This window comes from Francisella sp. 19S2-4 (assembly GCF_036281795.1).
GTDB lineage: Bacteria > Pseudomonadota > Gammaproteobacteria > Francisellales > Francisellaceae > Francisella.
On record NZ_JAWUZH010000032.1, the window covers coordinates 1 to 25,974 of the forward strand.

The window sequence follows — 25,974 nt, forward strand, 5'->3', positions numbered from 1 at the left end:
AGTAGGAGTAGGAGTAGGAGTAGGAGTAGGAGTAGGAGTAGGAGTAGGAGTAGGAGTAGGAGTAGGAGTAGGAGTAGGAGTAGCAACTTTATCCCAAGCATTACTACCATATGTTCCACTAGGTTTGTAAGCAGCTATTTGACACCAACCAGAAGCAGGCCATCCTTTACACGTATAAGTTTGACCATTATCAGTTACAGTAGAACCTGCAACATAAGTTGATAGATCACTAGTTGACCATGGAGCTATTTCTGCTGCATTTAGCATAGAAACTCCACCTTAAAGCTATTAATGTTGCTAAAATTGATTTTTGCATATTGTTTTAATCCTTATTTATCTACGTTATAAAACATTTATTATCTGATTAATTCTATATAAACTATCTAAGATATGTTTTATTAAAGATTGATAAGGACTGTTCAAAATTAACAAAGGTTAGAATTAGACTTTGCTACTAAGTAAGAATTTATTATTTATTGATTTTTTTACGAGCTTTTTCTTTTGCTTGTTGTTTTTTCAGTTTATTTATTTCAGCTAGTTTTTTAGCCTCATCGCCAACATGAGAGAATCCTCTTTCTGCAGCTAATTGTGATTGTTTTTCACGTTCTGCAAAACGAGCTTTTTGTTTCTCTGTAGCTTTATTATAACAATGATGACAACTTATTCCTTTTTCATATTCAGGACGTTTTTTATCTTCTTCTGTAATTGGCATACGACAAGCAAAACATTGATCATAATGTCCTTTTTCTAAATCGTGATTTACAGCTACTCTTGAATCAAATACAAAACATTCACCTTGCCACAGAGACTCTTCTTTTGGAACTTCCTCAAGATATTTAAGTATCCCACCTTGCAGATGATAAACTTCATCAAAACCTTTAGCTTTCATTAAGGCTGTGGATTTTTCACATCTGATTCCACCTGTACAAAACATAGCCACTTTTTTATGTTTTTTAGGATCTAGATTTTCATCAACATATTTAGGAAACTCACGGAAATTTTCTGTGTGAGGATTTACTGCATTTTTAAATGTTCCTATTTCTATTTCATAATCATTACGAGTGTCTATAAGGATTGTTTCTGGATCTGAAATTAGTGCATTCCAATCTTTAGGCTTTACGTACTGTCCACAGATTTTATTAGGATCTATTTCGTTGATGCCTAAAGTAACGATCTCTTTCTTAAGTTTAACTTTTGAACGATAAAAAGGCATTTCCTCATGATATGATTCTTTATAATCAATATCTGCTAAACGTGAATCAGACTTTAGGTATTCTAATAGGCTATCTATACCTTGACGAGAGCCAGCTACAGTACCATTGATTCCTTCATTTGCTAAAAGTAGTGTACCTTTAACATTGTTTTTTATCATTACATTTAGTAGAGGTTGGCGCATAGCCTCAAAATCATTTAAGGTAACAAATTTGTACATTGTACATACAACTATTTGTGACATAGAATTTCCCGAATTTTTTTAATTAATATAAATAAAGATTTGCTATTATAACAAATATTATAATGTTTGTGTTAGACTAGATATGCTAGGTCATAATGTAAAAGACTGTAGTAATTTTTTATAACCTAAGCAAGAAAACTTATAAAATACTAAATTTTATCTCTTTGCTGTTCTACTTTGTATCAAGATGCTTTATCATTTTGGAACTATATATTTAAATAATATTTAAAATGTTTTTTAAAAATCTTACAGCATTTAAAATCTTAGATATTAATATAGATATCTTTGAACAGTCTATGAATAAGCTAAAGTTTGTTTCTTGCAGTAACTCACAAAAAGCATCTAGAGGATTTGTAAATCCTTTTATTAAGGAAGATGATAATGTTTTGTTTAAGTTTAACCATCTTGCAGCTTTTTGTCTTTTAAGTGAAGAAAAGATACTTCCTGCTCAAGTTATAAATCAACAAACTCAAGAGTATATAGAAGAGCTTGAGTTAACTAGATATGTGAGTAAAAAAGAAAAATCACAGATCAAAGAAGATATGGAACAGCGTCTTTTACCACAGGCTTTTAGTAAATTTAAGAAGATCTTTGGATATTTAGATTTAACAAATAATTACCTTGTTATTGATAGCGTTTCAGATAAGCAGATAACAGAAGTCTTAGATTTGTTGCAAAGATGTGAAGCTAGGTTTGAACCGATTATAAAAGAAGAAACTGATATCTTAACTGATTGGTTAGTTGATAATACATATCCAATCGATGTAGAAATTGCAGAGAAATGTAAATTAACTAGCGCAATAGGTGATAGTATTGCTAATATCTCATGTCAGGGAAGTTCTATGCTTAATGATAATATTAAATCTTTTATTGAAAGTGGTGGGTATATTACTGAGTTGGCTATACTCTGGCGCGAGCAATTATCAATGACTGCAAATACAAAATTACAATTTAAATCAATAAAGTTTCTAGAAGGTATTAAAGATTTAAATAAAGAAGAAAAACAAGGATATGAAGTTGATTTACTGTTAATGGCTGATATATTTGAAGAGCTTATAAAAACTATGCAAACTTGGGTAGTAGAGCAAGAGTAATCTAAACTGCTAAAATAATGAGATAGATAATATGGTACTAAATGATAATCAGTTAAAGGCATATGAATATGGCTTAGCACATCATCCCAATTTAAATCAAAATTGTAAGATATTTTTAGAAAAGGATATTTTAAAAATTGAGTTATTTGAAGATAATCAGAATGTTATAAAATTATTCAAACATGATAATACTAAAGCAGGATTAGTTACACTACTTAAAAGTGATGAAGTTAAGAGTCTGCTTGGTTTTGATTTTTCTAATCTAATCTCTATTATGTGTATCAGATAATTTTAGAAAAGTGTGTTAAATTAGATAATATTCAAAAACTTAAGAGTCAAAAAATGCAATATATTTCAAAAGAGAAAATTAAGGTTAGCCAAGCATCAACTGGCCAAGATATATTTATAGAGAAAATAACAATAAAAGGTTCTGATCCCAAAGCTCCAAGCGTATATATGCAAGCAAGTATGCATGCATCAGAGCTACAAGGTAATGCTGTGATGGTTAAACTCTTAGAGTATTTTAAAGAACATCAACCAAAAGGTGATATCTGCTTGATTCCTCAATGTAATCCTATTGGAGCAGATAACTTTATAGGGGCAGGGCATCAAGGAAGATTTGACTCAGCTACAGGGGATAATTGGAATAGATACTATTTTAACCCTAGAATAGATTATAAATCTTTTGTAACAGAGCATTTGAATTCATCAACAGCTGAGTATAAAAGAGCTTTCGAGAAGCTTCTAGCGGATGCTATCGATAAAGAGCTTGGACAAGAGTGGTTCTTGTCTCGAGCAAAACGACTTAATTACACTGTTCAGAGAGAGGCGCAAAAAGCAGATTATGTTTTAGATCTACATACTGATACAGATGCTACTACTTATATTTATACTCCTGAGTTTGCCAAAAAAACAGCCGAGCTTTTTGGCTATAAACATACACTAGTAATTCCTAATGAATTTACTGGGGCTTTAGATGAAGCAATCTTTGTACCATGGTGGAAGCTTCAAGAAGAATTTAAAGCACAAAGCAGACAAGAAGAGGTTCTAAAAGAATGCTTTACCTTGGAATTAGGATCTGAAGAGTATATTAATTTTGATGATGCGACTATGCAGACACAAGGTGTATTAAATTACCTAAAGTCTAAGAATGTTATTGACTCAGATTTTAATACAGATAGATTACATAAAGATATATTTCACCATAATATTTGTAACTATAAGCCTATCCGTGCAATCGAAGGAGGATTATATGAATGGTTTGTTAAAGCGGGTGATTATTTTAAAGCAGGTGATATTATTGGGCAGTATATCCAAACATCAACTATGGAAGTTAAACCTCTTAAACTACCTTTTGGAGGAACAGTAATTAGTGTTCATATCAAAGGAGCCGTTTGTCAAGGAACTCAACTTTTAAATCTAGCTATTCACTAGTAAATACTTATCTAAATTTTTGTTATTACTAAATATATTTTTTACTGTTAGAATTAGTACTTATAAAGTAATTTAAGCTTACTGTATTTTATAAAATGACTAAAAAATATTTATTAATTGTTGCAATATTGTTTTATTCGGCTTCTTTTGCAAATATATATGAATCAAATAATAATGGTGTACCAACATTCTCTGATGTTGATATAAAAGGAGCTAAACAAATAACAGTACAAAAACCAGAAGTGATTAATTCATATAATCAAATATCTAATGGCCCATCAGTAAATAGCTATGAACAAAGAAGAGATGAGATTGTATGGGATAATCAGGGTTCTAGAGATGAAGAAGGATCTATTCAAGATATTAGGAATTTAGAAGGGTCATTAGAAAGCTTTGCAAAAAATTATGAGAGTCAAGATCAATCAAGAAGATAATTAAAATAAGAGTTTAATTATGTGTTATTATAAAAGTGAAAATTGAGACTCTTCTTTACTTTTATTTTTTCCTTGAATATTACGTCTTTGTTGAACAGCTTGTGACAACATTTCTAACATTTTGATAGTATCATCGAAGTCGACACATTTATCTGTAACACTTTGACCATATTTTAAAGGTTTTTTCTCAATGTCTTGATTCCCAGCAACAAGATTACTTTCAATCATTACACCAAAGACATCATTGCCTGTTTTAATTTGCTCACAAATATCTGCTAGTACAGAAATTTGTTTTGTATGGTCTTTTTGGCTATTACCATGGCTACAATCAATCATTATTTTTGTATCTAGCTCGGCTTTCTTAAGCTTAGCTACACAAGCATCAACATCTTCTTTACTAAAGTTTGGTCCAGAAGCACCTCCACGTAAAATTACATGGCCATTTTGGTTACCTTTAGTTGCAAAGATAGCTGTTGAACCAGACTTTGTAGTACTTAAGAAATGATGAGGGTAAGTAGCGGATTTAATAGCATCTACAGCTACTTGAACATCGCCATTTGTAGCATTTTTAAAACCAATAGATGCTGAAAGCCCTGATGCTAACTCTCTATGGACTTGGCTTTCAACAGTTCTTGCACCGATTGCACCCCATGTAATTAATTCTGCAAAATATTGAGGAGTTATAACATCTAGAAACTCAGTTGCACATGGTAATCCTGTACTTGTAATATCTGATAATAATTGACGAGCAAGTCTTAAGCCTTTATTGATATTATATGAGTTATCAAGATCCGGATCATTTACTAAACCTTTCCAACCAATCGTTGTACGAGGCTTTTCAAAGTATACTCTCATGATAATTAGAATATCTTTTTGGAATTTTTTTACGTGTTCTTTTAGTTTAGCTGCGTATTCAACAGCAGCTTCTGTATCATGAATAGAACAAGGACCAACAACAACTGCTACTCTGTCATCTCTACCATGAATAATATCTGCTATTTCTTTACGAGATTTTTTAACTGTATCAAAAGAAGTTTTTAGAAGAGGTATATCTTGAATTAATACTTCTGCTGGAATCAATACTTTTTCCTTTTTTATATTTATATTAGAAACTTTATCAAAATTTTTATCACCTATCATTGACTTAGATATCCTTATATTTTATGTATTCTTTATTATTTTCTTTTACCTAAAAGGCCTGACATATTACCCATACCTTGCATAGCTGACATGCGTTTCATCATATTTGCCATACCATCTTTTTTACCAACAACACTTTTCATCATTTTTTTCATTTGAGTATGCTGTTGTAGTAGTTTGTTAAGATCTTGGATAGTTGTTCCAGAGCCTTTTATAATTCTTTGTTTTCTACTATGCTTAATTAGCTCAGGTTTTTTACGCTCAAGAGGAGTCATTGAGTCAATCATAGCCTCAATTTTCTTAAACATATCATCACCAACATTGCCAGGAAGGCCTGCTGGCATATTAGGTAGTTTAGACATGATAGAGCCTACTCCACCCATTTTTTTCATTTGTTGTATTTGTACTTTAAAGTCTTCTAAATCAAAGCTTTTACCACTTTTAAGTTTTTTCGTAAGCTTTTCTGCTGATTTCTTTTCAGTTTTCTGCTCGATGCTCTCAATTAAACTAAGAACATCTCCCATTCCTAAAATTTTAGAAGCAACTCTATCAGGATGGAAAGGTTCTAAAGCATCTGTTTTTTCACCAACGCCTAAAAACTTAATTGGCTTGCCTGTGATTTCTCTAATTGATAAAGCAGCACCACCTCTAGCATCACCATCAGTCTTAGTTAAGATCACACCTGTTAGTTCTAAGGCATCATTAAATGCTTTAGCTGTAACAGCTGCATCCTGACCTGTCATGCTATCAACTGTAAAAAAAGTCTCGATTGGATTAGCTATTTTATGGATTTGTTTAATCTCATCCATCATATTTTCATCGATATGTAATCGACCAGCAGTATCTATAATAAGCACATCTGCTAATTTTGTTTTAGCTGATTTGATTGCTTCTGTAACTATATAATCAGGTTTTTGGCTTATATCTGACTCAAAGAAGTCAACCTCTAGACTATTTGCTAAAGTTCTTAGCTGATCAATAGCTGCAGGACGATAGATATCGGCACTGACAACCATAACTTTTTTCTTATGCTGTTCTTTTAAGTATTTAGCAAGTTTTGCTGTAGATGTTGTCTTACCAGCACCTTGTAAACCAGCCATTAAAATAACTGCAGGCGGCTGTGTTTTTAGATTTATAGGTACTGCTTCTTCACCAAGAGCATTTTCTAATTCTTTTTTTACAAAAGATATAAATGTTTGATCAGGAGTTAAACTTTTTTTAACTTCTTCACCTATAGCTTTTTCTTTAATATTAGCTATAAATTTTTTGACAACAGGTAGAGCAACATCCGCTTCTAATAGTGATACTCTAATATCACGTAATGCTGACTGAATATTTTCTTCTGTAAGAGATGTTTGTCCTTTTATTTTCTTAAAAGAGGACTGTAATTTATCTGATAAACTAGTAAACATATGTCTATAAGCTTTCCAATTCTTTATAAGCAAATTATTATAATAAGCGAAATATTAACATTTTTGAATGCAATATACTATCTAACAAATAATACTTATCAATATTATTATGAATAATATTAAGCAAATAGAGACATATGTGTAATTTTTTTCTTTTATAAAAAATATCAACTCTAATAATATTCTTAATATGGGTGAAATAATTATAAGTAATATACCAAGATTTATTAGTTCAATAGGTAAACTAGAGTTATCAAAAAGTTTATATATAGCACCTATCACTAAAGCTATGATAGCAATACTTAAATTTAGTTTTAGTGTTTTGTAAATGAATATATTTTTCATTTTTTTATATTATTGAAGAAGTAACTTATTAATTATTTAATCACCTTTTTATAACTTAATACAGATAAAAATATATTTAATGATCCTCTTGTGTAGAAAGTTATCTAATAGTTGTTTACTCGGTGTATTTGAAGTGATATAAATAAGACATATGGTTTAAATTTTAATGGAGGTTCTTATGAAAGAAATAATAATTTTAGGTGCAGGTAGAGTTGGTTCATTAACTAGTTGTTTACTAGTAGAAAGTGGTGATTATATAGTTCATTTAATTGATAAGATCATTCCAGATGATAAACCTGTATTAGAAAAAAATATCGAAAACTTAAAGTATGTAGAGTTAGATGCTACAAATTCAACAGAATTAGAAAAATATATAAAGATTAATAAAATTAAAACAATAGTGTCTTGTCTACCATTTTTCTTTAATAAAGGTGTAGCTGAACTAGCTGGTAAGTTAGAGCTAAATTATTTTGACTTAACAGAAGATGTTGAAGCAACTAATTATATTAAAAATATTGCAGATAAGGCAAAAGATAATTTCTTTGCTCCTCAATGCGGTTTGGCTCCAGGATTTATTAGTATTGTATCTAATAACCTTATGAAAGATTTTGAATCAATTGATACTGTACGTATGCGAGTAGGAGCATTACCTTTGAATGTTTCTAATACTCTTCAGTACGGATTAACATGGTCAACAGAGGGATTAATAAATGAATATGCAAAACCTTGCGAAGGTGTTGTTGATGGTGAAAAAAGAACATTAGCACCACTAGCAGATGTTGAGGAAATAAAGATCGATGGACTTACTTATGAAGCATTTAACACTTCTGGTGGTATTGGTTCAATGATTGAGACTTATGCTGGTAAAGTTAAAAATATTAATTATAAGAGTATTCGCCACCCAGGCCATTGTGAGAAGATGAAGTTCTTAATGCAAGATATGAAATTAGGTGATGATTTGGGTACTATGGTTAGAATTATGGAAAATGCAATACCAAGAATTACTCAAGATATAGTACTAATTTATGTATCTGTAGATGGTATTAAGAATGGATTAAAAGCAGAGCGTCATTTTGCACAGAAATATCCATCGAAATTTATGTTTGATAAGCATTTTTCAGCTTTACAGTTAACAACTGCAACTAGTTTATGTGTAAGTATAGACTTGTTACTAAGTTCTAAAGAAAATCCTAAAGGATTTATAAACCAAGAATCTATATCTTTAGAAGGTTTTTATGATAATCAGTTTGGTCAGTACTATAGAGATTCAGGACTTTTAATACAAGCAGATTAGTAAATCAGAAGGTGAAAAAATGAGTATTTTAAAAGAATTAAACTTAGGTTTAGAAAAACATATTACAAATGATAATAGTAATATTATCGAAACATATAGCCCTGCAGATGGCAAGCTCTTAGCTAAAGTAAAGAATCATGGCTTAGAAACTATGCAACAAGCTATTTGTGAAGCATCAGCTGTTGCTAAGCAATGGCGTCAAGTACCTGCTCCTAAAAGAGGAGAGCTTGTACGTTTAATAGGTGAAGAGCTACGTAAAAATAAAGATCACTTAGGAAGTTTAGTTTCTCTAGAAATGGGTAAATCTAAGCAAGAAGGCGATGGCGAAGTTCAAGAAATGATTGATATGGCAGACTTTGCAGTTGGACAATCAAGAATGCTCTATGGTGCTATGATGAACTCTGAACGTGATAATCATCGTATGTATGAACAATGGCATCCTTTGGGAGTGGTGGGTGTAATCTCAGCTTTTAATTTCCCTGTAGCTGTATGGTCATGGAATGCTTTTATTGCTGTGATCTGTGGTAATACTGTTGTTTGGAAGCCATCTGAAAAGACTCCGTTATGTTCTATTGCTGTGCATAATATTTGCCAAAAGGTAATCAAAGAAAATAATTTTCCTGAAATTTTTCATACAGTAATTTCAAAAGAGATAGAAGTTTCTAAACTTTTAGTAAATGATGAGAGAGTAAATTTAGTATCTTTCACTGGCTCTACAAAAGTTGGTCAAGATGTTGGTCAGCAAGTAGCTAAGAGATTTGGTAAGAGTATTTTAGAATTAGGCGGTAATAATGCGACTATTATTGATGAAACTGCTAACTTAAAGCTTGCTATTCCCGCTGCTGTTTTTGGAGCCGTAGGTACAGCTGGGCAGAGATGTACATCTTTAAGAAGATTGATTGTACATGAATCAATTTATGATTTAGTAGTAGAAAAAATGGTCAATGCGTATAAGCAAATAAAAGTTGGTGACCCTCTAGATCAGAGTAACTTGATGGGTCCAGTTATTGATCAAGCATCAGTTGATAATTTTTCTAAGACTGTTGCTGAAGCTGTTAAGCAGGGAGGCAAAGTTTTAGCTGGTGGCAAAAAAATTGAAAAAGAAGGATTTTTTGTAGAGCCAACAATTATTGAAGCTAACCCTAATATGCCAATAGTTGCAGAAGAAAATTTTTGTCCAATACTATATATAATGTCTTATTCAAATATTGAAGAAGCAATAGAGCTAAATAACTCAGTAAAATATGGCTTATCAAGTTCTATCTTCACAGACAATCTACAAAATGCTGAGAGATTTTTATCTAGCTTAGGTAGTGATTGTGGTATTGCAAATGTAAATATTGGTACTTCAGGAGCTGAAATTGGAGGCGCTTTTGGAGGAGAGAAGCATACTGGAGGAGGGCGTGAAGCTGGTTCAGATGCTTGGAAAGCATATATGCGTAGACAGACAAATACTATTAATTATGGTAAAGATTTACCATTAGCACAAGGTATTAAATTTAATCTAGAGGAGTAGTTGTTATGAGCATTGATATTTTAGAGAAATTATGGGATCAATATATAGCTGATAATCCACATGCAAAAGAAATTTATGATCTTTTTGTTGAAAATGGTGAAAAACCTGAAAATGATCATATTGCTTTAAGGACTTTAGATGATGATAGGATAAATATTCATCAATTAGCAAAAGCTTTTATTTCTAGAGGTTATAAGGTTTGTAATAATTATGATTTCGAGGTGAAAAAATTAAAGGCTATACATCTTGAGCATAATGATGAAAATGAACCTAAGGTTTTTATTAGTCAGCTTTTAACAAAAGAGTTTTCTAAGGAATTGCAAGAAACACTTAAAAAATGCGTAGATGCTATTCCCCAAGATTTGATTAATAATCCAGATAAACTTCTATTATCAGGCATTAGTTGGCTAATAAAGTATGAGGAATACAAGAAACTTCTTGATGAATCTGAATATGCTGCTTGGTTTTATGCTTTTGGGTTTAGAGCTAATCACTTTACAGTATTTATTAATCAACTTAGAAACTTTAATGAAGTTTCTGAGGTTAATCATTTTCTTAAAGAAAATGGTTTTAAACTTAACTCATCAGGTGGTGAAGTTAAAGGCTCTCAAGAAGATTTATTAGAGCAATCAAGCACAATGTCAGGCTTAGCAGAAGTTGCTTTTGATGATGGTACAAAACAGATTCCATCTTGCTACTATGAGTTTGCAAAACGCTATAAAGATAGTAATGGTAAACTATATCAAGGGTTCGTTGCTAAATCAGCGGATAAAATATTTGAAAGTACTAACACTAAATAAAAATCTTTGTTTCTAATGGTTTTTTGAAATTATTTTTACTAATGTTTCAAAAATATCTCCATATACAGAGCTTTTTCTCATAACTAAATCTATCTCTCTATAGAAATCAGCATTATCTACAGTTATATATTTGATATTTTCTGACTTAGTGCAGGCTATTTTAGGAATTAAAGTAACACCTTCATTTATAGATACCATTTGCCTTAATGTTTCTAAACTACTACCTTTGAAATCTCTATTGTTAAAATCATCTAGTTGACAAAGTTTTAAGGTTTGATCGCGAAGACAGTGCCCTTCATCAAGAATCATTAAGTTTTCTTTAACAAGATCTTTGACGCAAATACTTTTATTTTTTGATACTGGATTATCTTTAGATATGGCAGCATAAAACTTATCTTTTAAAACTGTTTTTCTTTTAAATTGGTGATTATCTGTTGGAGTTGCTAAAAGTGCAAAATCTATTTTACCTTGATCAAGCAGATCTACTAGTATATTAGTTTTTTCTTCAATTACAGAAATACTTATATTTGGTATTTCTTGCTTTATTATAGGTAATATCTTTGGCATTAAGTATGGACATAATGTCGGAAAAGCACCTATTGATATTCTTATTTTATCATTATCAAGTAGTAAGTTTGATATTCTTTTTAGGTTGTTAACTTCATCAAGGATTTTATATGCTTGATTAATTATTTTAATACCTGGCTTGGTTACTAAGATTTGTTTAGATCCTCTTTCAAAAATCCGCACACCAATATATTCTTCAAATTTTTTGATTTGCATGCTTAGTGCTGGTTGACTAACAAAACACTTTTCAGATGCTGTAATAAAGCTTTTGGTCTCATATACAGAAATGATATATTCAAGTGTGCGAGTATTCATATAACTAAATCTTATGGCAATGATAAGTATTATATATTTTAAATTAAGTTTTATACTTATACAATATATAGTGAACTTTAAAAAAACAAGGAGTTGAGTATGACTAAAAGAGTACCTAATGTAACTTTTAAAACTAGAGTAAGAGATGAAAGTATTGGTGGTTCTAATCCATTTAGATGGCAAGATGTAACATCAGCAGATATTTTTGATAATAAAAGAGTGATTGTTTTCTCATTGCCGGGAGCATTTACTCCAACTTGTTCAACTTATCAGTTACCTGGATTTGAAGATAATGCTGCTAGATTTAAAGAGATTGGAATTGAAGAAATTTATGTTCTTTCAGTTAATGATAGCTTTGTCATGAATAAATGGATTCAGTCACAAGGTGTTAAAAATATTAAACCAATTCCTGATGGAAATGGTGAATTTACAGAAGCTCTAGATATGTTAGTAGATAAATCAAATCTTGGCTTTGGTAAAAGATCATGGAGATATGCTATGATCGTAAACAATGGTGAAATTGAGAAGATGTTTGTAGAACCTGGTAAGCGCGATAATGCAAATGATGATCCATATGGAGAATCTTCGCCAGAAAACTTACTAAAATACTTAGAGTCTAAATAATAATGAAAAAAGTTATTTTAATAGGAGCCTCTGGAACTATAGGGTCTGCAACATATGAAAGCCTTAAAGTAGCTGGATATGATGTTGTTACAGTTAGTTTCTCTGGCGAGAAAACTGATTTTTCTGTAGATATACAAGATCCTAGTTCTATTAAAAATCTATTTGAAAAAGTAGGTAGTTTTGATGCTTTAGTTTCTACTACAGGAAAAGTTGCTTTTAAAAGTATACAAGAGATTGAGCAACAAGACTGGGATTTAAGTTTAAGTAATAAACTTTTAGGGCAGATAAACCTTGTTCAAATTGGTGCTAAATATATTAATAAAGGTGGTTCTTTTACATTGACTACTGGAATTTTAAATGTTGAGCCAATAGCTATGGGAAGTATAGCTGCAACAGTAAATGCAGGTTTAGAAGGGTTTGTTAGAGCTGCTACTTTAGAGTATAAAGGCTTTCGAATTAATGCAGTAAGTCCTACAGTAGTTGAAGAAGCTCTAGGTAAGTATGGTCCATTTTTTGTTGGGTATAAACCTGCGAAAGCTAAAGAGGTGGCTCAAGCCTATTTAAAATCAGTAGCTGGTATAGCTAATGGCCAAGTGATAAAAGTAGGGTTCTAATAGTCTTACTAAGAATTGTCTAATCAATTAATATTTCTGAATTTATTTAGCTAGATTGTATTTTTGATATTACAGTATCAAAGACTTCTTTTATAGATAAGTTTGATGTATCTATAATTATTGCATCATCAGCAGGTCTTAGAGGAGCAGTCTTACGATTACGATCTTGAAAATCTCTTTTTTCTATATCTGCTAAGATTTTATTAAAGTCTGGCTTTAATCCTTTAGCCTCTAATTCATCAAACCTTCTTTTAGCTGTTACTCTTGTATCAGCATCAAGAAAGAATTTATATTTAGCATTAGTAAAGACTACTGTACCCATATCTCTACCGTCAGCAACCAATCCTTGCTCTGTTGCAAAATCTCTTTGTTTATTTAATAAGATATCTCTTACAGAAGGGTACGCTGCAACTTTTGAAGCAAGCATACCTGTTTGCTCACTACGAATTTCCTTAGTTACATCTTCATTATTAAGAAAAGCTTTAACTATGTTATCTTCAATTCTAAAGTGTATATTCAAGTTTTTTAGAGTTTGCTGTACTTGTGATTCATTTTCAAGGTTAGAATTGTTTTTATAGCAGTGAAGAGCAGCTAATCTATAAATTGCACCACTATCAAGTAATTTATAGTTTAAATGTTTTGCAAGAGCTTTTGCTAAAGTGCCTTTACCAACGCCGCTAGGTCCATCAATTGTAATAATCTTAGAACTGTTCATTTTCAAAATCCTGCATAAATTTAACTAGTTTTCTTACATCCTCAAGAGACACTGCGTTATATAAGCTTGCTCTACAGCCACCAATATTGCGATGTCCTTTAAGACCATAGAAGCCTTTTTTATCAGCTATTGATAAAAAGCTATTAGTTAACTCTTCTGTAGGTAGGTGAAAGATAATGTTCATATTCGAACGATACTCTGGTTTAATATCATTTTTATATATTTTTGAGTTGTCTATAGCATTATAAAGTAGAGATGCTTTTTGATTGCTAAACTCTTCTACTTTACTTAAGTTACCATAATTATTAATTAGATACTTAAGAGTAAGTTCAAATGTTACCCATGAGATAACAGAAGGAGTATTATAAACAGAGTTTGATTTTTTAGTAATAAAGTAATCAAAAACTACAGGAATGTTTGTCTTTTGTTGTATCAAAGAGTCTTTAACTATAACTATAGTTAATCCAGGTATTCCAGCATTTTTTTGAGCACCAGCATATATTAAACCATAATCTGAAATATTTATAGGTTTTGATAAAAAGCTTGATGACATATCACAGACTAGTTCTGTATTGCATGATTTAGCAAGTTTGTTAATTTGAAAACCATCAACTGTCTCATTATCTGTATAGTATATATAGTCATATTTATTTGATATGAAATTGTCTGTTATATCAGAGTTATACTTAACAGCAGTAACCTCGATAAATTTTTCTGCTTCTTGTGCTGCTTTTTCAGACCATTGACCACTACATATATATAGAGCATTTTTATACTTATCTGATAAGTTCATAGGGATAGCAGCAAACTGAGCAGTAGCGCCAGCTTGCATTAATAGGACTGAATAATTATCTGGTATGTTTAAAAGACTTCTTAGATCTTTTTGTATAGTTTCATGAACCTCATCAAAAACTTTATCTCTATGAGATATAGATAATAAAGAGACGCCAGTATCTTTATAGTTAGTCATCATTTGCTGAAGAGTTTGTATAATAGAACTAGGTACTACAGCAGGACCTGCACAAAAATTTACTTTCATATAGAGTCTTTTCTGTTATTTTTCTGCAATTTTAACATAACTAACTATTTATAAGCTATTTAGAAATGAAATAATTGATTATGTTAAGAGGTTTATTGTTATAATTTAATAGTAATCTTTATATTATCGAGGAGGGGTTTATGAAGTTATTGTTAGCCTTACTTATAGTAATAATATCAATTCCTGCGTATGCAGAGTCAAAAACATATAATATTGACCCTTTACATACATCAGTTCAGTGGCAAATTGAGCATTTTGGATTTTCAACTGTATCTGGAAAATTTCCATACATAAAGGGGCAGGTTGAGTTTGATCCTAATAATATTAAAAATGATTCAGTCAATTTAACAATACCTATTAAGCATCTAAGCACAGGGATATCACAATTAGATAAAAATTTATTATCAGATGATTTTTTTGATGTTAAAAAATATCCTGTAGCGACATTTGTTAGTACTGATATTATAAATGTCAGTAAAAATAAAAAAGATTTTGATTTAAAAGGTGACTTAACATTGCATGGAGTCAAAAAAAATGTCATTTTGCATGTTAAATTTAATGGTTCAGGGTTAAATTTTGAGAAAAAGCAAACTATTGGTTTTAGTGCTACTACTCTATTAAACAGAGAAGAGTTTGGTATTAGTAAGTACTCTAATGAGCTCGGAAAAGATATTGAGCTTAATATTCAACTAGAAGCTAATTTAGAAAAGTAGTTCTAGCTCAAATCAATTTAACCAATCTCTAGGCTTAATATACTCATAAATTGCAGCTTCTTCTGAATTAATTTCAGGTTGCCAATTATATTTCCAGGTTGCCATGGGAGGCATAGATGAGAGTATAGACTCTGTGCGACCACCACTTTGTAGACCAAAAATAGTACCTCTATCAAATACTAAATTAAACTCGACATATCGGCCTCTACGATAAAGCTGAAAATCTTTATGTTTTTGCGTATATTTTATATTTTTTCTTCTTTGAATTATTGGTAAATAAGCATCTAAGTATGAGTTCGCACAATCTATTACAAACTTAAAACATTCATCAAAGGATTTATCATTGAAATCATCAAAAAATAATCCACCAATACCACGGCATTCATCACGATGCTTTAGATAGAAGTATTCATCACACCATTCTTTAAATTTAGGATAGTAGCTTTTATCATGTTTATCACAGGTATCTTTAGCTGTTTGGTGCCAGTGTATAGCATCTTCTTCAAATGGGTAATAAGGAGTTAAATCAAAACCGCCGCCAAACCACCAGATAGGATTTTCAGTATCAGCCCCAGCAACAAAAATTCTAAAATTTGCATGAGATGTCGGTACGAAAGGGTTACGAGGATGTATGACAAGAGAAACACCTGTCGCTATAAATGATTTACCCGCAAGTTCTTTTCTTTTGGCTGTAGCTGATGGAGGTAAAGCTTCTCCATGTACTCTAGAGAACGCTACAACACCTTTTTCAAAAACTTCTCCTCCTTCAATTATCATTGAGTTACCATAGCCTTTAAGCTTTTGATCAGGAGTATCTGGTTTTTGCCATTGATCACTTATGAATTTTTTATTATTAGTTTCATAATTTTCTAGTGCTGTGGTAATATTTTTTTGAAGTTGTGTTAAAAAATTTTCAAACTTTGAGATCTTTTCTAGCATAGTTTTAACCTTGTATTAGATTTTGCTATTGATAAAAGCAAAATTTTAAGACTTGTAATATTATTTTAACAGTAGGGGCATCAAATTGCTTGTAAAAAATAAAGGCTTTGGATCTAAGGAGATTATACTGTTAGTTATATTTACAGTGATTATTATTGTTTCAATATTTTATATCTATTTAAACCATAACTATACTTCAAGAGTATCTAATAATCTTTCAAAATTAGATCTATTAAAAACTGTAGTTAGTACAGAGTTGGTTTATGGTAATGGGAGTGTAGAGAAAGAGAAATCAAAAAATGGGTTATATTCTCTTACAAATATATCTACGAATAAGAAGTATCAAAATATTAAGTATCAAAATATTTCTATACGAGATAATGGAGAAATTATAGCAAGATTAGATGATAAATATTTGGGTAGAGGTGGTATAGTTTTGACACCATATGTTAAGTTTAGAGATAAGGTAGAAGATCCATATATAATTTGGACTTGTTTAGTTATCACTGATAAGAAAATATCACAATTCTTAATGCCTAAAAATTGTATCGTTAAATATACTAAATAAATGGATTGCTATTAATAATAAATGCTAGTATAATTTTTTCTTGCTCTTTGCTATGCAGATATATTTGTATAGCTTATCAGTAAAAAAACTTAAGAAAATGATAAACCGTAAGGAGTTTATAAAATGAAACATTATGAAATCGTATTAATGATTCACCCTGATCAATCAGATCAGCTAGAAACAATGCTTAACAAATATCGTGGCATTATTGAAGAGAAAGGTGGAAAAATTCATAGATTTGAAGATTGGGGACGTCGTCAATTAGCTTATCCTATAGAAAAACTTCACAAAGCACACTATGTATTATTTAACGTTGAGTGTGATACAGAATCATTAGAAAAGCTTCAAGAGTCTTTAAAGTATAACGATGCTATATTACGTCGTTTAATAATTTCTCAAAAAGAAGCTGTGGTTGAGCCATCTATAATGATGCAATCAAATGAAAAAGAAGTAATTTAATAGGGGTATTTCAAAATGAGTCGTCGTAAAGTTTGCCGTTTCACTGTTGAAGGCGTAAAAGAAATTGATTATAAAGATGTAAATAAGTTAAAAGCTTATATTACTGAAACTGGTAAGATTGTTCCTAGTCGTGTAACAGGTACGTCTGCTAAGTATCAAAGACAATTGTCTACAGCTATTAAAAGAGCTAGATTCTTAGCATTATTACCATACTGTGATCGTCACTTTAATTAATACCGGAGGTTGATTACAATGCAAGTTATTTTAAAAGAAAAAGTTGAAAATCTTGGTGTATTAGGTGATATCGTAAATGTAAAACCTGGTTATGCTAGAAACTTCCTTATCCCTTTTGGTAAAGCTGTTCAAGCTACAAAAACAAATATTGAAGTTTTTGAAGCGCAAAAAGCTGAATTAGAAAAAGCTGAAAAAGCTAGATTTGATGCTGCTGTTGTTACAGCTGATTCTATCAAAGATAAAGTTTATACTATCGAAGCTCAAGCTGGTGATGGTGGTAAACTATTTGGATCAGTTGGTACTGCAGAAGTTGCTGAAGCTGTTTCTAAAGAGTCTGGTAAAGAGATTGAGAAGAGCCAGGTTCGTATGCCAGAAGGTGTTATTAGAAGTATTGGTGAATTTGAATTATCAATTCATGTTTACACAGATGTAGATGCAGACATTAAAGTAAATGTTGTAGCTATGCAAAGTTAGTTTTATAATAATTAACTAACACATATATCTTGATAAATATAAAAACCATGTGTTAGGCATGGTTTTTTTGTATTTAAATAAGGGTTTTTGAAGTCTATGGATTATCAATTTAAAGCTGCTGAGACTACTTATTCACTTGAAGCAGAAAAAGCTATCTTAGGTAATATACTTTTAAATAATCAAAATATAGAGTTAGTTGAGGATTTGCTTTTAACTGAAGATTTCTTTGATAAAAAACACAGAATTATTTATAAGCAAATTAATACTCTTAATCAAGCAAACACACCTTTTGATGTTTTAATTCTAAGTGAATATCTAGCTACTGAAGGATTGTTGGATCAAGCTGGTGGAGAGTCATATATTGTTGATTTAGCAGCAAATACACCATCAGTATCAAACATTAAAATTTATGCAAATATCGTTAAAGATAAAGCTAAACTTAGAAGTTTGCAAAATAGTGTAAATGATATTGTTCAGAAAATATATTCAGCGGACTCAAAAAATCCAGATGAAGTAATTGATTATGCTGAAAGTAGAATTCTAGATATCGCCAAAGAAAGAGAAACTCTTACTAAAGGTCCTGAGTCTATAAAATCTGTTATTCCAAAACTTGTTGATCGTATGAGTGCCATAGTTGATTCAGGTACTGGCTTAACAGGGGCATCGACTGGATTTATAGATTTAGATAAAATGACTTCAGGTTTGCAAAGAGCTAACTTAGGAATTATAGCAGCTAGACCATCTATGGGTAAAACAGTTCTTGGTATTAACATTGCTCAAAATGTTGCAAAAATTTCTGAAAAACCTGTATTGGTTTTTAGTTTAGAAATGCCTTCAGAAGATATTGTAACAAGGATGTTAGCAAGCCAAGCTCGAGTTGAGATGAATCTTTTAAAAGAATGTAATCGATTAAATGATGCTCATTGGGTAAAGATTACTAAAGCAATGAAAGATCTTAGTGAGATGCCTTTATATATTGATGATACATCTAGTTTGACTCCAGCAGAAATGCGTTCTAGAGCTCGTAGGTTGTATAATGAGCATGATGGATTATCGATGATTTTGATAGATTATCTTCAGTTGATGAAAATTCCAGGTTATGAGACAAATAGAACTCTTGAAGTATCTGAAATCTCAAGATCATTAAAAGCTTTAGCAAAAGAGCTTAATATACCTGTAATAGCGTTATCTCAATTAAATAGGGCTGTAGATGATCGTAAGGATAAGCGTCCTATGATGTCTGATTTAAGAGAATCTGGAGCAATTGAACAAGATGCTGATTTGATTATGTTTATCTATAGAGATGAAGTTTATAATAAAGACAAAGAAGATAATAAAAACTTGGGTGAAATAATCATAGGCAAGCAGCGTAATGGACCAATAGGAGCTGTTCATGTAAGATTCGACGGTCAGTTTGCTAGCTTTGCTAATCTGACTAATGAAAATGATAATATTTTACCGGGAGATATTGGTTATAACGAATAACCTTTTATAGAATTTTTAAGAGATATTTATGCAACAAGAAAAAGTAAACTTATTAGGCCTTAATCAGAAAGCTATAGAAGACTTTTTTATTTCTATTGGTGAAAAGAAGTTTCATGCTAGACAAGTTTTTAAATGGATCCATAAAAAAGGTGTTATAGATTTTGATGCTATGACAGACTTGGGGAAAAATTTACGCGTTAAATTAAAACAGCAGTCAGAGATAGTTGTTCCTAAAGTTGTATTCAGTAAAGCATCTAAAGATGGTACACATAAGTGGTTAATAGATGTTGGAGGTAGTGCTGTTGAAACAGTATTTATACCTGAAGAAGGCAGAGGGACATTATGTGTGTCTTCTCAAGTAGGATGTACTTTAAATTGTGGTTTTTGTTCAACAGGTAAACAAGGCTTTAATAGAAATCTATCATCAGCAGAAGTAATAGCTCAACTTTGGATTGCAGCTAGAACATTATCAAAGAATAATGGCGAACATGACTTTACTGTAACAAATATTGTTATGATGGGTATGGGAGAGCCTCTTATGAATTTTGAGAATGTTGTTCCAGCTATGGATATTATGATGGATGACTTAGCTTATGGACTATCGCGTCGTAAAGTAACACTTAGTACCTCAGGAGTAGTCCCTAGAATATATGATTTGCTTGAGCAATCTGGAGTATCATTAGCAGTATCATTACATGCTCCAAATGATACGCTTAGAAATGAGATTGTACCGATTAATAAAAAGTATAATATAGATGAATTATTAGAAGCATGTAAATTATATGCCGAAAAAGGTCCTCATAAGCATATAACATTTGAGTATACATTGATGCAGGAAATTAATGATAACTTATCTGATGCAGAAGAGCTTGTTGAGTTATTAAGATCTCGAGATGTTCCTGCTAAAATAAATTTAATTCCTTTTAACCCTTATCCAGGAACTCCATATAAAAAACCTAGTGGAAATAGAATTCATAAATTTAAAGAATATTTACAACATAATGGTTTTGTAACGACTATAAGAAAAACTCGTGGAGATGATATTGATGCTGCTTGTGGGCAACTTGCTGGCGATGTAATGGATAAAACTAAAAGAAAAGAAAGATATTTGAAGAAGATTGGAGATACTAATGCAAATTAATCTTAAAAAGATTATAACTTTGGCTATTCTAGCAGGCGCCTTATCTGCATGTGCAAGTTCTGGATCAAAAACACAACAAGCCGCATCTCAGGAAGGTTTCCAGCAAAATAAAAATAAATCAAATGATCTTGTAGATGGTAATACTGCAGAATATACACTTCCAAATGATACACAAAAAAAAGCCAATTATAAAAAAGCTACTCAATTGTATGCTGAGTTAGCAATTACATATGCTAGTGAAGGTTATTTGGATATGGCAAAAGATAGGCTAATACGTGCTCAGGATTTACAAAAAGAGCATGGTTATAATCTAGCGATAGTTGGATATGCTGCTGGATACTATTATCAAGCTATAGGAGTAAACTCTGTTGCAGAGAAATATTATAAAGATACTGCGGATGATCATTCAAAAGACTTTGAAGCTATAAATTTTTATGCTCAATTTTTATGTAAAGAAAAAGGTGACTATGAACAGGCTGAAAAATTATTTGATAAGTCATTATACTTGTCAAATAATGATGATATGGCACAGACTTTATTCTTATATTCAGAGTGTGTTTATAAACAAGGAAAAAAAGACCAAGCTTTAAAACTTATGCAAAGAGCAAGTAAGTTTAGAACAAATTATCGATCTGCGGAGCTAAGAATAGCAGAAATGTATTTTGAAAGAAAAGAGTATAAAAAATGTTATAAAATTATTTATGGTATGAAAGATGATAAGCAGTTTTTCTATAATAAGCAAGTCTTAGAATTAAGGCTTAAGTTAGCTGAATATGCTAATAATAAAGATGAAATAGCAATAATTAAGCTTATTTTATCGTCTAGTGACTACAATAATAATGATATGAACCAGTTCTTTTCAAAAGCTGATATGGGAGATATTAATAATGAGCAAGTTAAATAGATTTGAAGAAAAAACTCCTGAAAGGCTACAAAAAATATTAGCTAAATATGGAATTGGATCTAGAAGAAAAATAGAAGAGTTTATTGGGCAAGGTAGAGTCAGAGTTAATGGAAAAGTTGCCACTCTAGGAGATAAGGCTACTGATAATGATAAGATAAGTTTCGATGGTAAGGCTTTACATTTATATGGCCAGCCAATGACTAGACCTAGAGTTATTATATACTACAAAAGAGAAGGTGAAGTATGTACTAGTAGGGATGAAAAAGATAGAAAAACTGTTTTTGATTCTTTACCTAAATTAGCTGGGTCTCGCTGGATAATGGTAGGACGCTTAGATATAAATACTACAGGATTGTTGCTTTTTACTACAGATGGGGATCTTGCTAATAAATTGATGCATCCTTCTTATGAAATAGAAAGAGAGTATGCAGTACGAGTCTTTGGGGAGCAGCTGTCTGATGAAACAATCAAAAAGCTTAAAGAAGGTATTGAGCTTGAAGATGGTTTAGCTAAATTTAATCATATAAGATTCTCTGGTGGTGAAGGGGCTAATCTTTGGTATTATGTGACTCTTTCTGAAGGTAGAAATAGAGAAGTTAGAAGAATGTTTGAAGCAGTAGGCGCGACTGTTAGTAGGTTAACTAGAGTTAGGTTTGGAGATATTATATTACCAAAGTATGTATCTAGAGGAAAAACATTAGAGCTTACTCCTTCTGAGGTTAATAGGCTTAGAAAATCAGTTAAACTTAAAGAATACTCTTTTCCAAAAAAATTAGTTGAAAGATTAGAGAAAAAGTAATGAATTTTGAAGATCAGCTAAGAGATGTTTTTGATTTGGATATTTGGGAGTTAAAGCCTCAATATAAAACTATACATAAATCACAGCTTGGCATAAATGATTATCAAGAGACATTGGAAGTTATCGAAGATGAGCCAGAGCATTTAGATAATAAATCTTTAATTTATACAAATAACATTGAGAGTAATAAGGTTATTAATATTTTCTTAGTAAATAACCTGAATCTTGAGTTTTTAAAGAATATTACGGAGAGTTTATTTTTTAACTCAAAAGTTAATCTTTATAAAATTGAATCTCTAGATCTTCAAGATATTTCAAATGAAATAAATCTTTTTGAAAAGGATTTTATTATAAATGCTAGTGATTTACTAAGTTATCAAAGTAAAAAGAATATATTATCTCAATTATATAAGTATGCAGATTTTAAAGTTAGATAATTTATATTTTGACAAAATAATTAGTCTTATAAGATTATCAGATAGTAGTTTTAGCTGGTCAGATCAGCAGATTCTGGATTCTTTAGACCAATATTTGGTTTTAGGCTTACTTGATCAAAATGAACTTAAAGCGGTAGTTATTTTTAGTAGTATTTTTGAAGTAGCCGAGCTTTTATATATCTGTGTAGATAAGTTTAGTAAAAATCAAGGTTTAGGATATACAATTCTTAAAGAATCTTTTGTACTTTTATCTAAACAAAATATTCAAGAAGTTTTTTTAGAAGTTGATATTAATAATCATATTGCTATTAAGTTGTATAGCAAGCTTGGTTTTAAAAAGATATCAATTCGTAAGAACTATTATAAAAAAAATAATGGCAGCTATAGTGATGCTTTAATTTTTCAGTTAAAAATAGATTAAATTAAATAAAATTATGATATAGTAATTCTTGATACAGCGGGGGTGCTTATTTAGCTGAGAATAACCCTTTGAACCTGATCTAATTAATATTAGCGTAGGGAGTTTGTTTGATATCTTTATATTAAGGTTCATCACTCAAACTTCTATTATTTAATAAAATAATAGGAGATCAACATTGGAAAATTTTGGTTATATAACTTTAAATATATCATTAGTACTTTATTTTGTGCATTTCTTACCACAAACTATTCATAATCAATTTAAACATAAAACATTTGAAATTAGTCTTTGGACTCATTCTCTTATGATATTTGCCAACGCCCTAGATTTAATTTATGCAATTGGCTTTAAGTTACAGTGGCAGTATGTATTAATAGATATATTTTTATTAGGCTTTTTAACGATTCAGCAATTTCAAATATTAAATGATAGAAGAGATAAAAAAATGCTTATACACACCTTATGTATCTTAATATTTTTATTACTTATAGCATTAATAATTTTTTCAATAAAATTAAATGAAACATATCTGTTATGGTGTGGTTCAATAAGTGGTGTGATTTATAACATTTATTATCTTCCACAAATTTGTAAAAACTATCTTCAAGGAGATGCTCAAGGATTTAGTATTTTTTATTTAGGGCTTTTAGCTGTGAATATTTTATGTGATATAAACAGTGCTATTTTCTTGAATTGGCCTATTGTATCTCTTTTAGTCTCTTGCTGTATGTTTATCTTAGTGTTTATTCAGATACTTCAATACTTATATTACAAAAATATATCTTCAGAAACTATTTTAAAGCAAGCCTAAAACAAACTATAAACTTTATTAGTGCTTATGTTAGAATACCTAATAATATACTTAGTAATTTCAAAGTGATTTAGTAATGAAAAAGACATTTAAAATTTTCTTATTTGTATTAATGTTTGCAATTTTTAGTAATACTTTTGCAGATAGTAAGACAAAACTTACATATAGCCCTTATGAAATAGGTCAAGCATTAGGTAAAATTTCTCATAAAAGTTTTGATGCTATGAATAACGAATTAGTTAAAAAAGACTTTATGTCTGGATTTGATGATACAATTTTAGATAAGAAACCTGATTATGATAAGATATCTGATCAAGACTCTTATGAAGTTGGTATGATTATAGCTGCTCAATACGAACAAAGCCTTAAGAAATTAATTAAAATGAATAAAGAAAATTCTCAAGAATTCGTTAAAGGTTTTGATAGTGCAGTAGATGCAAAAGATACAAAACTAACACATCAAGATGAACAAATATTAAAGCATTTTAAGAAATTAAATGATGATTAATAATAATTTATTAATATTATATTGATAAATATACTATGCTACTTTATTCTTAAGTCTAATTAATTATCTATTTTTTTTACAATGCAAAAGCTTAAAGATATTCAGATTCTTATTGAAGATGATATAAAAAATAATAATCAGTTTATTATAGATTCTCTTTCTTCAGACGTGGTTCTTATTAATCAAATTAGTCATTATATTATAAATAGTGGAGGTAAAAGATTACGTCCTCTTTTAGTTATGCTTTTTTCAAGAGCATTAGGTTATCAGGGCAATAATCATTTAGCATGTGCTGCTATTATAGAGTTTATACATACTGCAACATTATTGCATGATGATGTTGTAGATGATTCTGAATTACGTAGAGGTAAGGAAACGGCAAATAATGTTTTCGGTAATGCAGCGAGTGTTTTAACGGGAGATTTCTTATATTCAAGAGCTTTTCAGATGATGGTTGGATTGGATAATATGCAGATTATGCAAATATTGGCAGATGCAACAAATAAAATTTCTGAAGGTGAGGTTTTGCAACTTCTAAACGCTAGAAACTCAGAGCTTACAGAGAAAGACTATACAAATGTTATATATTGTAAAACAGCAAAACTTTTTGAAGCAGCTTGTGAGCTAGCTGGAGTTATTAGTCTAGAAAAAGATAAATATTTACAGTATCAAGAGAATATTAAAGATTATGGTGTTTATCTAGGTAATGCATTTCAGATAGCTGATGATGTATTAGATTATGTATCAGATGCTGAAAGCTTAGGTAAAAACATAGGCGATGATCTTGATGAAGGTAAGATGACTTTACCTACAATCTATGCTCTTGCAAATATTGATCAGGAAAAGCAAGGTATTCTAAAAAAAGCAATTGAAAATGGTCAGTATAATATAAATGAGATCGTATCTATAGTTAAAGATAGTGGTGCAGTAGAGTATTCTTATAAAGTTGCTTGCCAATATGCTGATTTAGCTAAAGAAGCGATAAGTTTCATACCAGATTCAGATTATAAAAAAGCGATGATAGCTTTATGTGATTTAGCAGTGAAAAGAAAAAGCTAATTGATCCTCTTTCTTGATCTACATTTTTAATTTATAACTCTAATAGGGTTACCAGATATAAAAGCTTTAATATTTTCAACCGCCTGGTTGAAATATAAGTCATAGTTTGTATCTGTAACATATCCTAAGTGAGGAGTTGATATTACAAAGACTGTTGAATAAATCTTTCAATTTCTATGAATAGGAATATTTTTGCTATTTTTAGTAAAAACTTAGCCTTAAA

Annotated in this window: 31 protein-coding genes, 1 pseudogene and 1 riboswitch; of the genes and pseudogenes, 23 read left to right on the plus strand and 9 right to left on the minus strand. The window is 30.5% G+C overall.

Translation table 11 applies throughout. From position 1 onward, the window contains the following. A pseudogene (locus R8535_RS07580) lies at positions 1 to 267 on the minus strand (hypothetical protein); the annotation flags it as partial. A gap of 202 nt (positions 268 to 469) precedes the next feature. Continuing rightward, a complete protein-coding gene (gene trhO, locus R8535_RS07585) occupies positions 470 to 1,456 on the minus strand; it encodes an oxygen-dependent tRNA uridine(34) hydroxylase TrhO (protein WP_329498011.1) in 987 nt (328 codons plus the stop codon). Positions 1,457 to 1,686: 230 nt separating this feature from the next. Here trhO and rdgC point away from each other — a divergent pair, with 230 nt between their 5' ends. The 4 genes from rdgC to R8535_RS07605 all read left to right on the plus strand — a co-directional run bounded on the left by rdgC (position 1,687) and on the right by R8535_RS07605 (position 4,418). After that, positions 1,687 to 2,550 carry a recombination-associated protein RdgC gene (rdgC, locus tag R8535_RS07590; RefSeq protein WP_329498013.1) on the plus strand — a complete coding sequence of 288 codons (864 nt, stop codon included), beginning with the start codon at positions 1,687 to 1,689 and terminating at the stop codon, positions 2,548 to 2,550. Positions 2,551 to 2,581: 31 nt separating this feature from the next. Further along, entirely contained in the window at positions 2,582 to 2,839 is a 258-nt protein-coding gene (locus R8535_RS07595) for a hypothetical protein (protein WP_329498015.1), read from the plus strand. Between the two features lie 53 nt (positions 2,840 to 2,892). After that, the gene (locus R8535_RS07600; RefSeq protein WP_329498017.1) at positions 2,893 to 3,984 is read left to right on the plus strand and encodes a succinylglutamate desuccinylase/aspartoacylase family protein; all 1,092 of its coding nucleotides are present in this window, start codon (positions 2,893 to 2,895) and stop codon (positions 3,982 to 3,984) included. 95 nt (positions 3,985 to 4,079) lie between these two features. After that, complete coding sequence (locus tag R8535_RS07605; protein WP_329498019.1) at positions 4,080 to 4,418, plus strand: hypothetical protein; 339 nt, start codon at positions 4,080 to 4,082, stop codon at positions 4,416 to 4,418. A 27-nt stretch (positions 4,419 to 4,445) separates the two neighbouring features. Here the strand turns inward: R8535_RS07605 and R8535_RS07610 are convergent, their stop codons facing one another. The 3 genes from R8535_RS07610 to R8535_RS07620 all read right to left on the minus strand — a co-directional run bounded on the left by R8535_RS07610 (position 4,446) and on the right by R8535_RS07620 (position 7,315). Next, complete coding sequence (locus tag R8535_RS07610; protein WP_329498021.1) at positions 4,446 to 5,558, minus strand: 3-deoxy-7-phosphoheptulonate synthase; 1,113 nt, start codon at positions 5,556 to 5,558, stop codon at positions 4,446 to 4,448. A gap of 35 nt (positions 5,559 to 5,593) precedes the next feature. Further along, complete coding sequence (gene ffh / locus R8535_RS07615; protein WP_329498024.1) at positions 5,594 to 6,970, minus strand: signal recognition particle protein; 1,377 nt, start codon at positions 6,968 to 6,970, stop codon at positions 5,594 to 5,596. An 81-nt stretch (positions 6,971 to 7,051) separates the two neighbouring features. Further along, complete coding sequence (locus tag R8535_RS07620) at positions 7,052 to 7,315, minus strand: DUF1634 domain-containing protein (protein WP_329498026.1); 264 nt, start codon at positions 7,313 to 7,315, stop codon at positions 7,052 to 7,054. A gap of 178 nt (positions 7,316 to 7,493) precedes the next feature. On the opposite strand from R8535_RS07620, the gene R8535_RS07625 reads away from it, so the two are divergent. Genes R8535_RS07625 through R8535_RS07635 form a run of 3 tightly spaced genes read left to right on the plus strand, consistent with a single transcriptional unit; the run spans position 7,494 to position 10,925 of the window. Next, positions 7,494 to 8,609 (plus strand): saccharopine dehydrogenase C-terminal domain-containing protein, encoded by a 1,116-nt coding sequence (locus tag R8535_RS07625; RefSeq protein WP_329498028.1) that lies wholly within the window; start codon positions 7,494 to 7,496, stop codon positions 8,607 to 8,609. 19 nt (positions 8,610 to 8,628) lie between these two features. Further along, positions 8,629 to 10,125, plus strand: a complete 1,497-nt coding sequence (gene amaB, locus R8535_RS07630; protein ID WP_329498030.1) for an L-piperidine-6-carboxylate dehydrogenase — start codon at positions 8,629 to 8,631, stop codon at positions 10,123 to 10,125. A gap of 5 nt (positions 10,126 to 10,130) precedes the next feature. Beyond that, positions 10,131 to 10,925, plus strand: a complete 795-nt coding sequence (locus tag R8535_RS07635; RefSeq protein ID WP_329498032.1) for a DUF1338 domain-containing protein — start codon at positions 10,131 to 10,133, stop codon at positions 10,923 to 10,925. A gap of 12 nt (positions 10,926 to 10,937) precedes the next feature. Here R8535_RS07635 and oxyR read toward each other — a convergent pair whose 3' ends face one another. Further along, positions 10,938 to 11,807 carry an oxidative stress transcriptional regulator OxyR gene (gene oxyR / locus R8535_RS07640; RefSeq protein ID WP_329498034.1) on the minus strand — a complete coding sequence of 290 codons (870 nt, stop codon included), beginning with the start codon at positions 11,805 to 11,807 and terminating at the stop codon, positions 10,938 to 10,940. A 99-nt stretch (positions 11,808 to 11,906) separates the two neighbouring features. Here oxyR and R8535_RS07645 point away from each other — a divergent pair, with 99 nt between their 5' ends. Both R8535_RS07645 and R8535_RS07650 read left to right on the plus strand, forming a co-directional pair. Beyond that, complete coding sequence (locus R8535_RS07645) at positions 11,907 to 12,431, plus strand: peroxiredoxin (protein WP_329498036.1); 525 nt, start codon at positions 11,907 to 11,909, stop codon at positions 12,429 to 12,431. A 2-nt stretch (positions 12,432 to 12,433) separates the two neighbouring features. After that, positions 12,434 to 13,045, plus strand: a complete 612-nt coding sequence (locus R8535_RS07650; protein ID WP_329498037.1) for a short chain dehydrogenase — start codon at positions 12,434 to 12,436, stop codon at positions 13,043 to 13,045. Between the two features lie 46 nt (positions 13,046 to 13,091). Here the strand turns inward: R8535_RS07650 and cmk are convergent, their stop codons facing one another. Together cmk and serC are read right to left on the minus strand one after the other, a co-directional pair. Next, complete coding sequence (gene cmk, locus R8535_RS07655; RefSeq protein WP_329498039.1) at positions 13,092 to 13,760, minus strand: (d)CMP kinase; 669 nt, start codon at positions 13,758 to 13,760, stop codon at positions 13,092 to 13,094. After that, entirely contained in the window at positions 13,747 to 14,799 is a 1,053-nt protein-coding gene (gene serC / locus R8535_RS07660) for a 3-phosphoserine/phosphohydroxythreonine transaminase (protein WP_329498041.1), read from the minus strand. Before serC ends, cmk begins: the two co-directional genes overlap by 14 nt. A gap of 140 nt (positions 14,800 to 14,939) precedes the next feature. Between serC and R8535_RS07665 the strand changes: the two genes are divergently transcribed. Then, positions 14,940 to 15,512 carry a YceI family protein gene (locus R8535_RS07665; protein WP_329498043.1) on the plus strand — a complete coding sequence of 191 codons (573 nt, stop codon included), beginning with the start codon at positions 14,940 to 14,942 and terminating at the stop codon, positions 15,510 to 15,512. 12 nt (positions 15,513 to 15,524) lie between these two features. On the opposite strand, the gene hemF is transcribed toward R8535_RS07665, so the two are convergent. Next, positions 15,525 to 16,451, minus strand: coding sequence for an oxygen-dependent coproporphyrinogen oxidase (hemF, locus tag R8535_RS07670; protein WP_329498045.1), 927 nt, complete (start codon positions 16,449 to 16,451; stop codon positions 15,525 to 15,527). A gap of 85 nt (positions 16,452 to 16,536) precedes the next feature. On the opposite strand from hemF, the gene R8535_RS07675 reads away from it, so the two are divergent. From R8535_RS07675 to R8535_RS07735, 13 genes are all read left to right on the plus strand, one after another. Beyond that, positions 16,537 to 17,019: a transposase gene (locus tag R8535_RS07675; RefSeq protein ID WP_329498047.1), complete on the plus strand. Its 483-nt coding sequence runs from the start codon at positions 16,537 to 16,539 to the stop codon at positions 17,017 to 17,019. Positions 17,020 to 17,142: 123 nt separating this feature from the next. Next, positions 17,143 to 17,478, plus strand: coding sequence for a 30S ribosomal protein S6 (gene rpsF / locus R8535_RS07680; RefSeq protein ID WP_329498049.1), 336 nt, complete (start codon positions 17,143 to 17,145; stop codon positions 17,476 to 17,478). A 15-nt stretch (positions 17,479 to 17,493) separates the two neighbouring features. Further along, complete coding sequence (gene rpsR / locus R8535_RS07685) at positions 17,494 to 17,712, plus strand: 30S ribosomal protein S18 (protein ID WP_070083940.1); 219 nt, start codon at positions 17,494 to 17,496, stop codon at positions 17,710 to 17,712. Between the two features lie 18 nt (positions 17,713 to 17,730). Then, positions 17,731 to 18,186, plus strand: coding sequence for a 50S ribosomal protein L9 (gene rplI / locus R8535_RS07690; RefSeq protein WP_329498051.1), 456 nt, complete (start codon positions 17,731 to 17,733; stop codon positions 18,184 to 18,186). Between the two features lie 96 nt (positions 18,187 to 18,282). Further along, positions 18,283 to 19,671 (plus strand): replicative DNA helicase, encoded by a 1,389-nt coding sequence (gene dnaB, locus R8535_RS07695; RefSeq protein ID WP_329498053.1) that lies wholly within the window; start codon positions 18,283 to 18,285, stop codon positions 19,669 to 19,671. A 28-nt stretch (positions 19,672 to 19,699) separates the two neighbouring features. After that, complete coding sequence (gene rlmN / locus R8535_RS07700; protein ID WP_329498055.1) at positions 19,700 to 20,812, plus strand: 23S rRNA (adenine(2503)-C(2))-methyltransferase RlmN; 1,113 nt, start codon at positions 19,700 to 19,702, stop codon at positions 20,810 to 20,812. Further along, on the plus strand, positions 20,802 to 21,716 hold the full coding sequence (locus R8535_RS07705) for a tetratricopeptide repeat protein (protein ID WP_329498057.1): 915 nt from the start codon (positions 20,802 to 20,804) through the stop codon (positions 21,714 to 21,716). Before rlmN ends, R8535_RS07705 begins: the two co-directional genes overlap by 11 nt. Then, positions 21,700 to 22,515, plus strand: a complete 816-nt coding sequence (gene rluB / locus R8535_RS07710) for a 23S rRNA pseudouridine(2605) synthase RluB (protein ID WP_329498059.1) — start codon at positions 21,700 to 21,702, stop codon at positions 22,513 to 22,515. The genes R8535_RS07705 and rluB overlap by 17 nt, the downstream gene beginning before the upstream one ends. Beyond that, positions 22,515 to 22,952, plus strand: a complete 438-nt coding sequence (locus R8535_RS07715) for a chloroquine resistance protein (RefSeq protein WP_329498061.1) — start codon at positions 22,515 to 22,517, stop codon at positions 22,950 to 22,952. The genes rluB and R8535_RS07715 overlap by 1 nt, the downstream gene beginning before the upstream one ends. Further along, the gene (locus R8535_RS07720; RefSeq protein ID WP_329498064.1) at positions 22,930 to 23,373 is read left to right on the plus strand and encodes a GNAT family N-acetyltransferase; all 444 of its coding nucleotides are present in this window, start codon (positions 22,930 to 22,932) and stop codon (positions 23,371 to 23,373) included. The genes R8535_RS07715 and R8535_RS07720 overlap by 23 nt, the downstream gene beginning before the upstream one ends. A gap of 28 nt (positions 23,374 to 23,401) precedes the next feature. Continuing rightward, positions 23,402 to 23,492, plus strand: a riboswitch (TPP riboswitch). Positions 23,493 to 23,548: 56 nt separating this feature from the next. Further along, positions 23,549 to 24,184, plus strand: coding sequence for a PQ-loop repeat-containing protein (locus tag R8535_RS07725; protein WP_329498066.1), 636 nt, complete (start codon positions 23,549 to 23,551; stop codon positions 24,182 to 24,184). Positions 24,185 to 24,296: 112 nt separating this feature from the next. Next, positions 24,297 to 24,692: a hypothetical protein gene (locus R8535_RS07730; RefSeq protein ID WP_329498070.1), complete on the plus strand. Its 396-nt coding sequence runs from the start codon at positions 24,297 to 24,299 to the stop codon at positions 24,690 to 24,692. Between the two features lie 81 nt (positions 24,693 to 24,773). After that, positions 24,774 to 25,751 (plus strand): polyprenyl synthetase family protein, encoded by a 978-nt coding sequence (locus R8535_RS07735; protein WP_329498068.1) that lies wholly within the window; start codon positions 24,774 to 24,776, stop codon positions 25,749 to 25,751. Positions 25,752 to 25,974 lie beyond the last annotated feature (223 nt).

What these genes read in the sequence shown, in the direction of transcription:
- trhO (WP_329498011.1), bottom strand. Translation starts at nt 1,456, where the DNA reads ATGTCACAAATAGTTGTATGTACAATGTACAAATTTGTTACCTTAAAT.
- rdgC (WP_329498013.1), top strand. Translation starts at nt 1,687, where the DNA reads ATGTTTTTTAAAAATCTTACAGCATTTAAAATCTTAGATATTAATATA.
- R8535_RS07595 (WP_329498015.1), top strand. Translation starts at nt 2,582, where the DNA reads ATGGTACTAAATGATAATCAGTTAAAGGCATATGAATATGGCTTAGCA.
- R8535_RS07600 (WP_329498017.1), top strand. Translation starts at nt 2,893, where the DNA reads ATGCAATATATTTCAAAAGAGAAAATTAAGGTTAGCCAAGCATCAACT.
- R8535_RS07605 (WP_329498019.1), top strand. Translation starts at nt 4,080, where the DNA reads ATGACTAAAAAATATTTATTAATTGTTGCAATATTGTTTTATTCGGCT.
- R8535_RS07610 (WP_329498021.1), bottom strand. Translation starts at nt 5,558, where the DNA reads ATGATAGGTGATAAAAATTTTGATAAAGTTTCTAATATAAATATAAAA.
- ffh (WP_329498024.1), bottom strand. Translation starts at nt 6,970, where the DNA reads ATGTTTACTAGTTTATCAGATAAATTACAGTCCTCTTTTAAGAAAATA.
- R8535_RS07620 (WP_329498026.1), bottom strand. Translation starts at nt 7,315, where the DNA reads ATGAAAAATATATTCATTTACAAAACACTAAAACTAAATTTAAGTATT.
- R8535_RS07625 (WP_329498028.1), top strand. Translation starts at nt 7,494, where the DNA reads ATGAAAGAAATAATAATTTTAGGTGCAGGTAGAGTTGGTTCATTAACT.
- amaB (WP_329498030.1), top strand. Translation starts at nt 8,629, where the DNA reads ATGAGTATTTTAAAAGAATTAAACTTAGGTTTAGAAAAACATATTACA.
- R8535_RS07635 (WP_329498032.1), top strand. Translation starts at nt 10,131, where the DNA reads ATGAGCATTGATATTTTAGAGAAATTATGGGATCAATATATAGCTGAT.
- oxyR (WP_329498034.1), bottom strand. Translation starts at nt 11,807, where the DNA reads ATGAATACTCGCACACTTGAATATATCATTTCTGTATATGAGACCAAA.
- R8535_RS07645 (WP_329498036.1), top strand. Translation starts at nt 11,907, where the DNA reads ATGACTAAAAGAGTACCTAATGTAACTTTTAAAACTAGAGTAAGAGAT.
- R8535_RS07650 (WP_329498037.1), top strand. Translation starts at nt 12,434, where the DNA reads ATGAAAAAAGTTATTTTAATAGGAGCCTCTGGAACTATAGGGTCTGCA.
- cmk (WP_329498039.1), bottom strand. Translation starts at nt 13,760, where the DNA reads ATGAACAGTTCTAAGATTATTACAATTGATGGACCTAGCGGCGTTGGT.
- serC (WP_329498041.1), bottom strand. Translation starts at nt 14,799, where the DNA reads ATGAAAGTAAATTTTTGTGCAGGTCCTGCTGTAGTACCTAGTTCTATT.
- R8535_RS07665 (WP_329498043.1), top strand. Translation starts at nt 14,940, where the DNA reads ATGAAGTTATTGTTAGCCTTACTTATAGTAATAATATCAATTCCTGCG.
- hemF (WP_329498045.1), bottom strand. Translation starts at nt 16,451, where the DNA reads ATGCTAGAAAAGATCTCAAAGTTTGAAAATTTTTTAACACAACTTCAA.
- rpsF (WP_329498049.1), top strand. Translation starts at nt 17,143, where the DNA reads ATGAAACATTATGAAATCGTATTAATGATTCACCCTGATCAATCAGAT.
- rpsR (WP_070083940.1), top strand. Translation starts at nt 17,494, where the DNA reads ATGAGTCGTCGTAAAGTTTGCCGTTTCACTGTTGAAGGCGTAAAAGAA.
- rplI (WP_329498051.1), top strand. Translation starts at nt 17,731, where the DNA reads ATGCAAGTTATTTTAAAAGAAAAAGTTGAAAATCTTGGTGTATTAGGT.
- dnaB (WP_329498053.1), top strand. Translation starts at nt 18,283, where the DNA reads ATGGATTATCAATTTAAAGCTGCTGAGACTACTTATTCACTTGAAGCA.
- rlmN (WP_329498055.1), top strand. Translation starts at nt 19,700, where the DNA reads ATGCAACAAGAAAAAGTAAACTTATTAGGCCTTAATCAGAAAGCTATA.
- R8535_RS07705 (WP_329498057.1), top strand. Translation starts at nt 20,802, where the DNA reads ATGCAAATTAATCTTAAAAAGATTATAACTTTGGCTATTCTAGCAGGC.
- rluB (WP_329498059.1), top strand. Translation starts at nt 21,700, where the DNA reads ATGAGCAAGTTAAATAGATTTGAAGAAAAAACTCCTGAAAGGCTACAA.
- R8535_RS07715 (WP_329498061.1), top strand. Translation starts at nt 22,515, where the DNA reads ATGAATTTTGAAGATCAGCTAAGAGATGTTTTTGATTTGGATATTTGG.
- R8535_RS07720 (WP_329498064.1), top strand. Translation starts at nt 22,930, where the DNA reads ATGCAGATTTTAAAGTTAGATAATTTATATTTTGACAAAATAATTAGT.
- R8535_RS07730 (WP_329498070.1), top strand. Translation starts at nt 24,297, where the DNA reads ATGTTTGCAATTTTTAGTAATACTTTTGCAGATAGTAAGACAAAACTT.
- R8535_RS07735 (WP_329498068.1), top strand. Translation starts at nt 24,774, where the DNA reads ATGCAAAAGCTTAAAGATATTCAGATTCTTATTGAAGATGATATAAAA.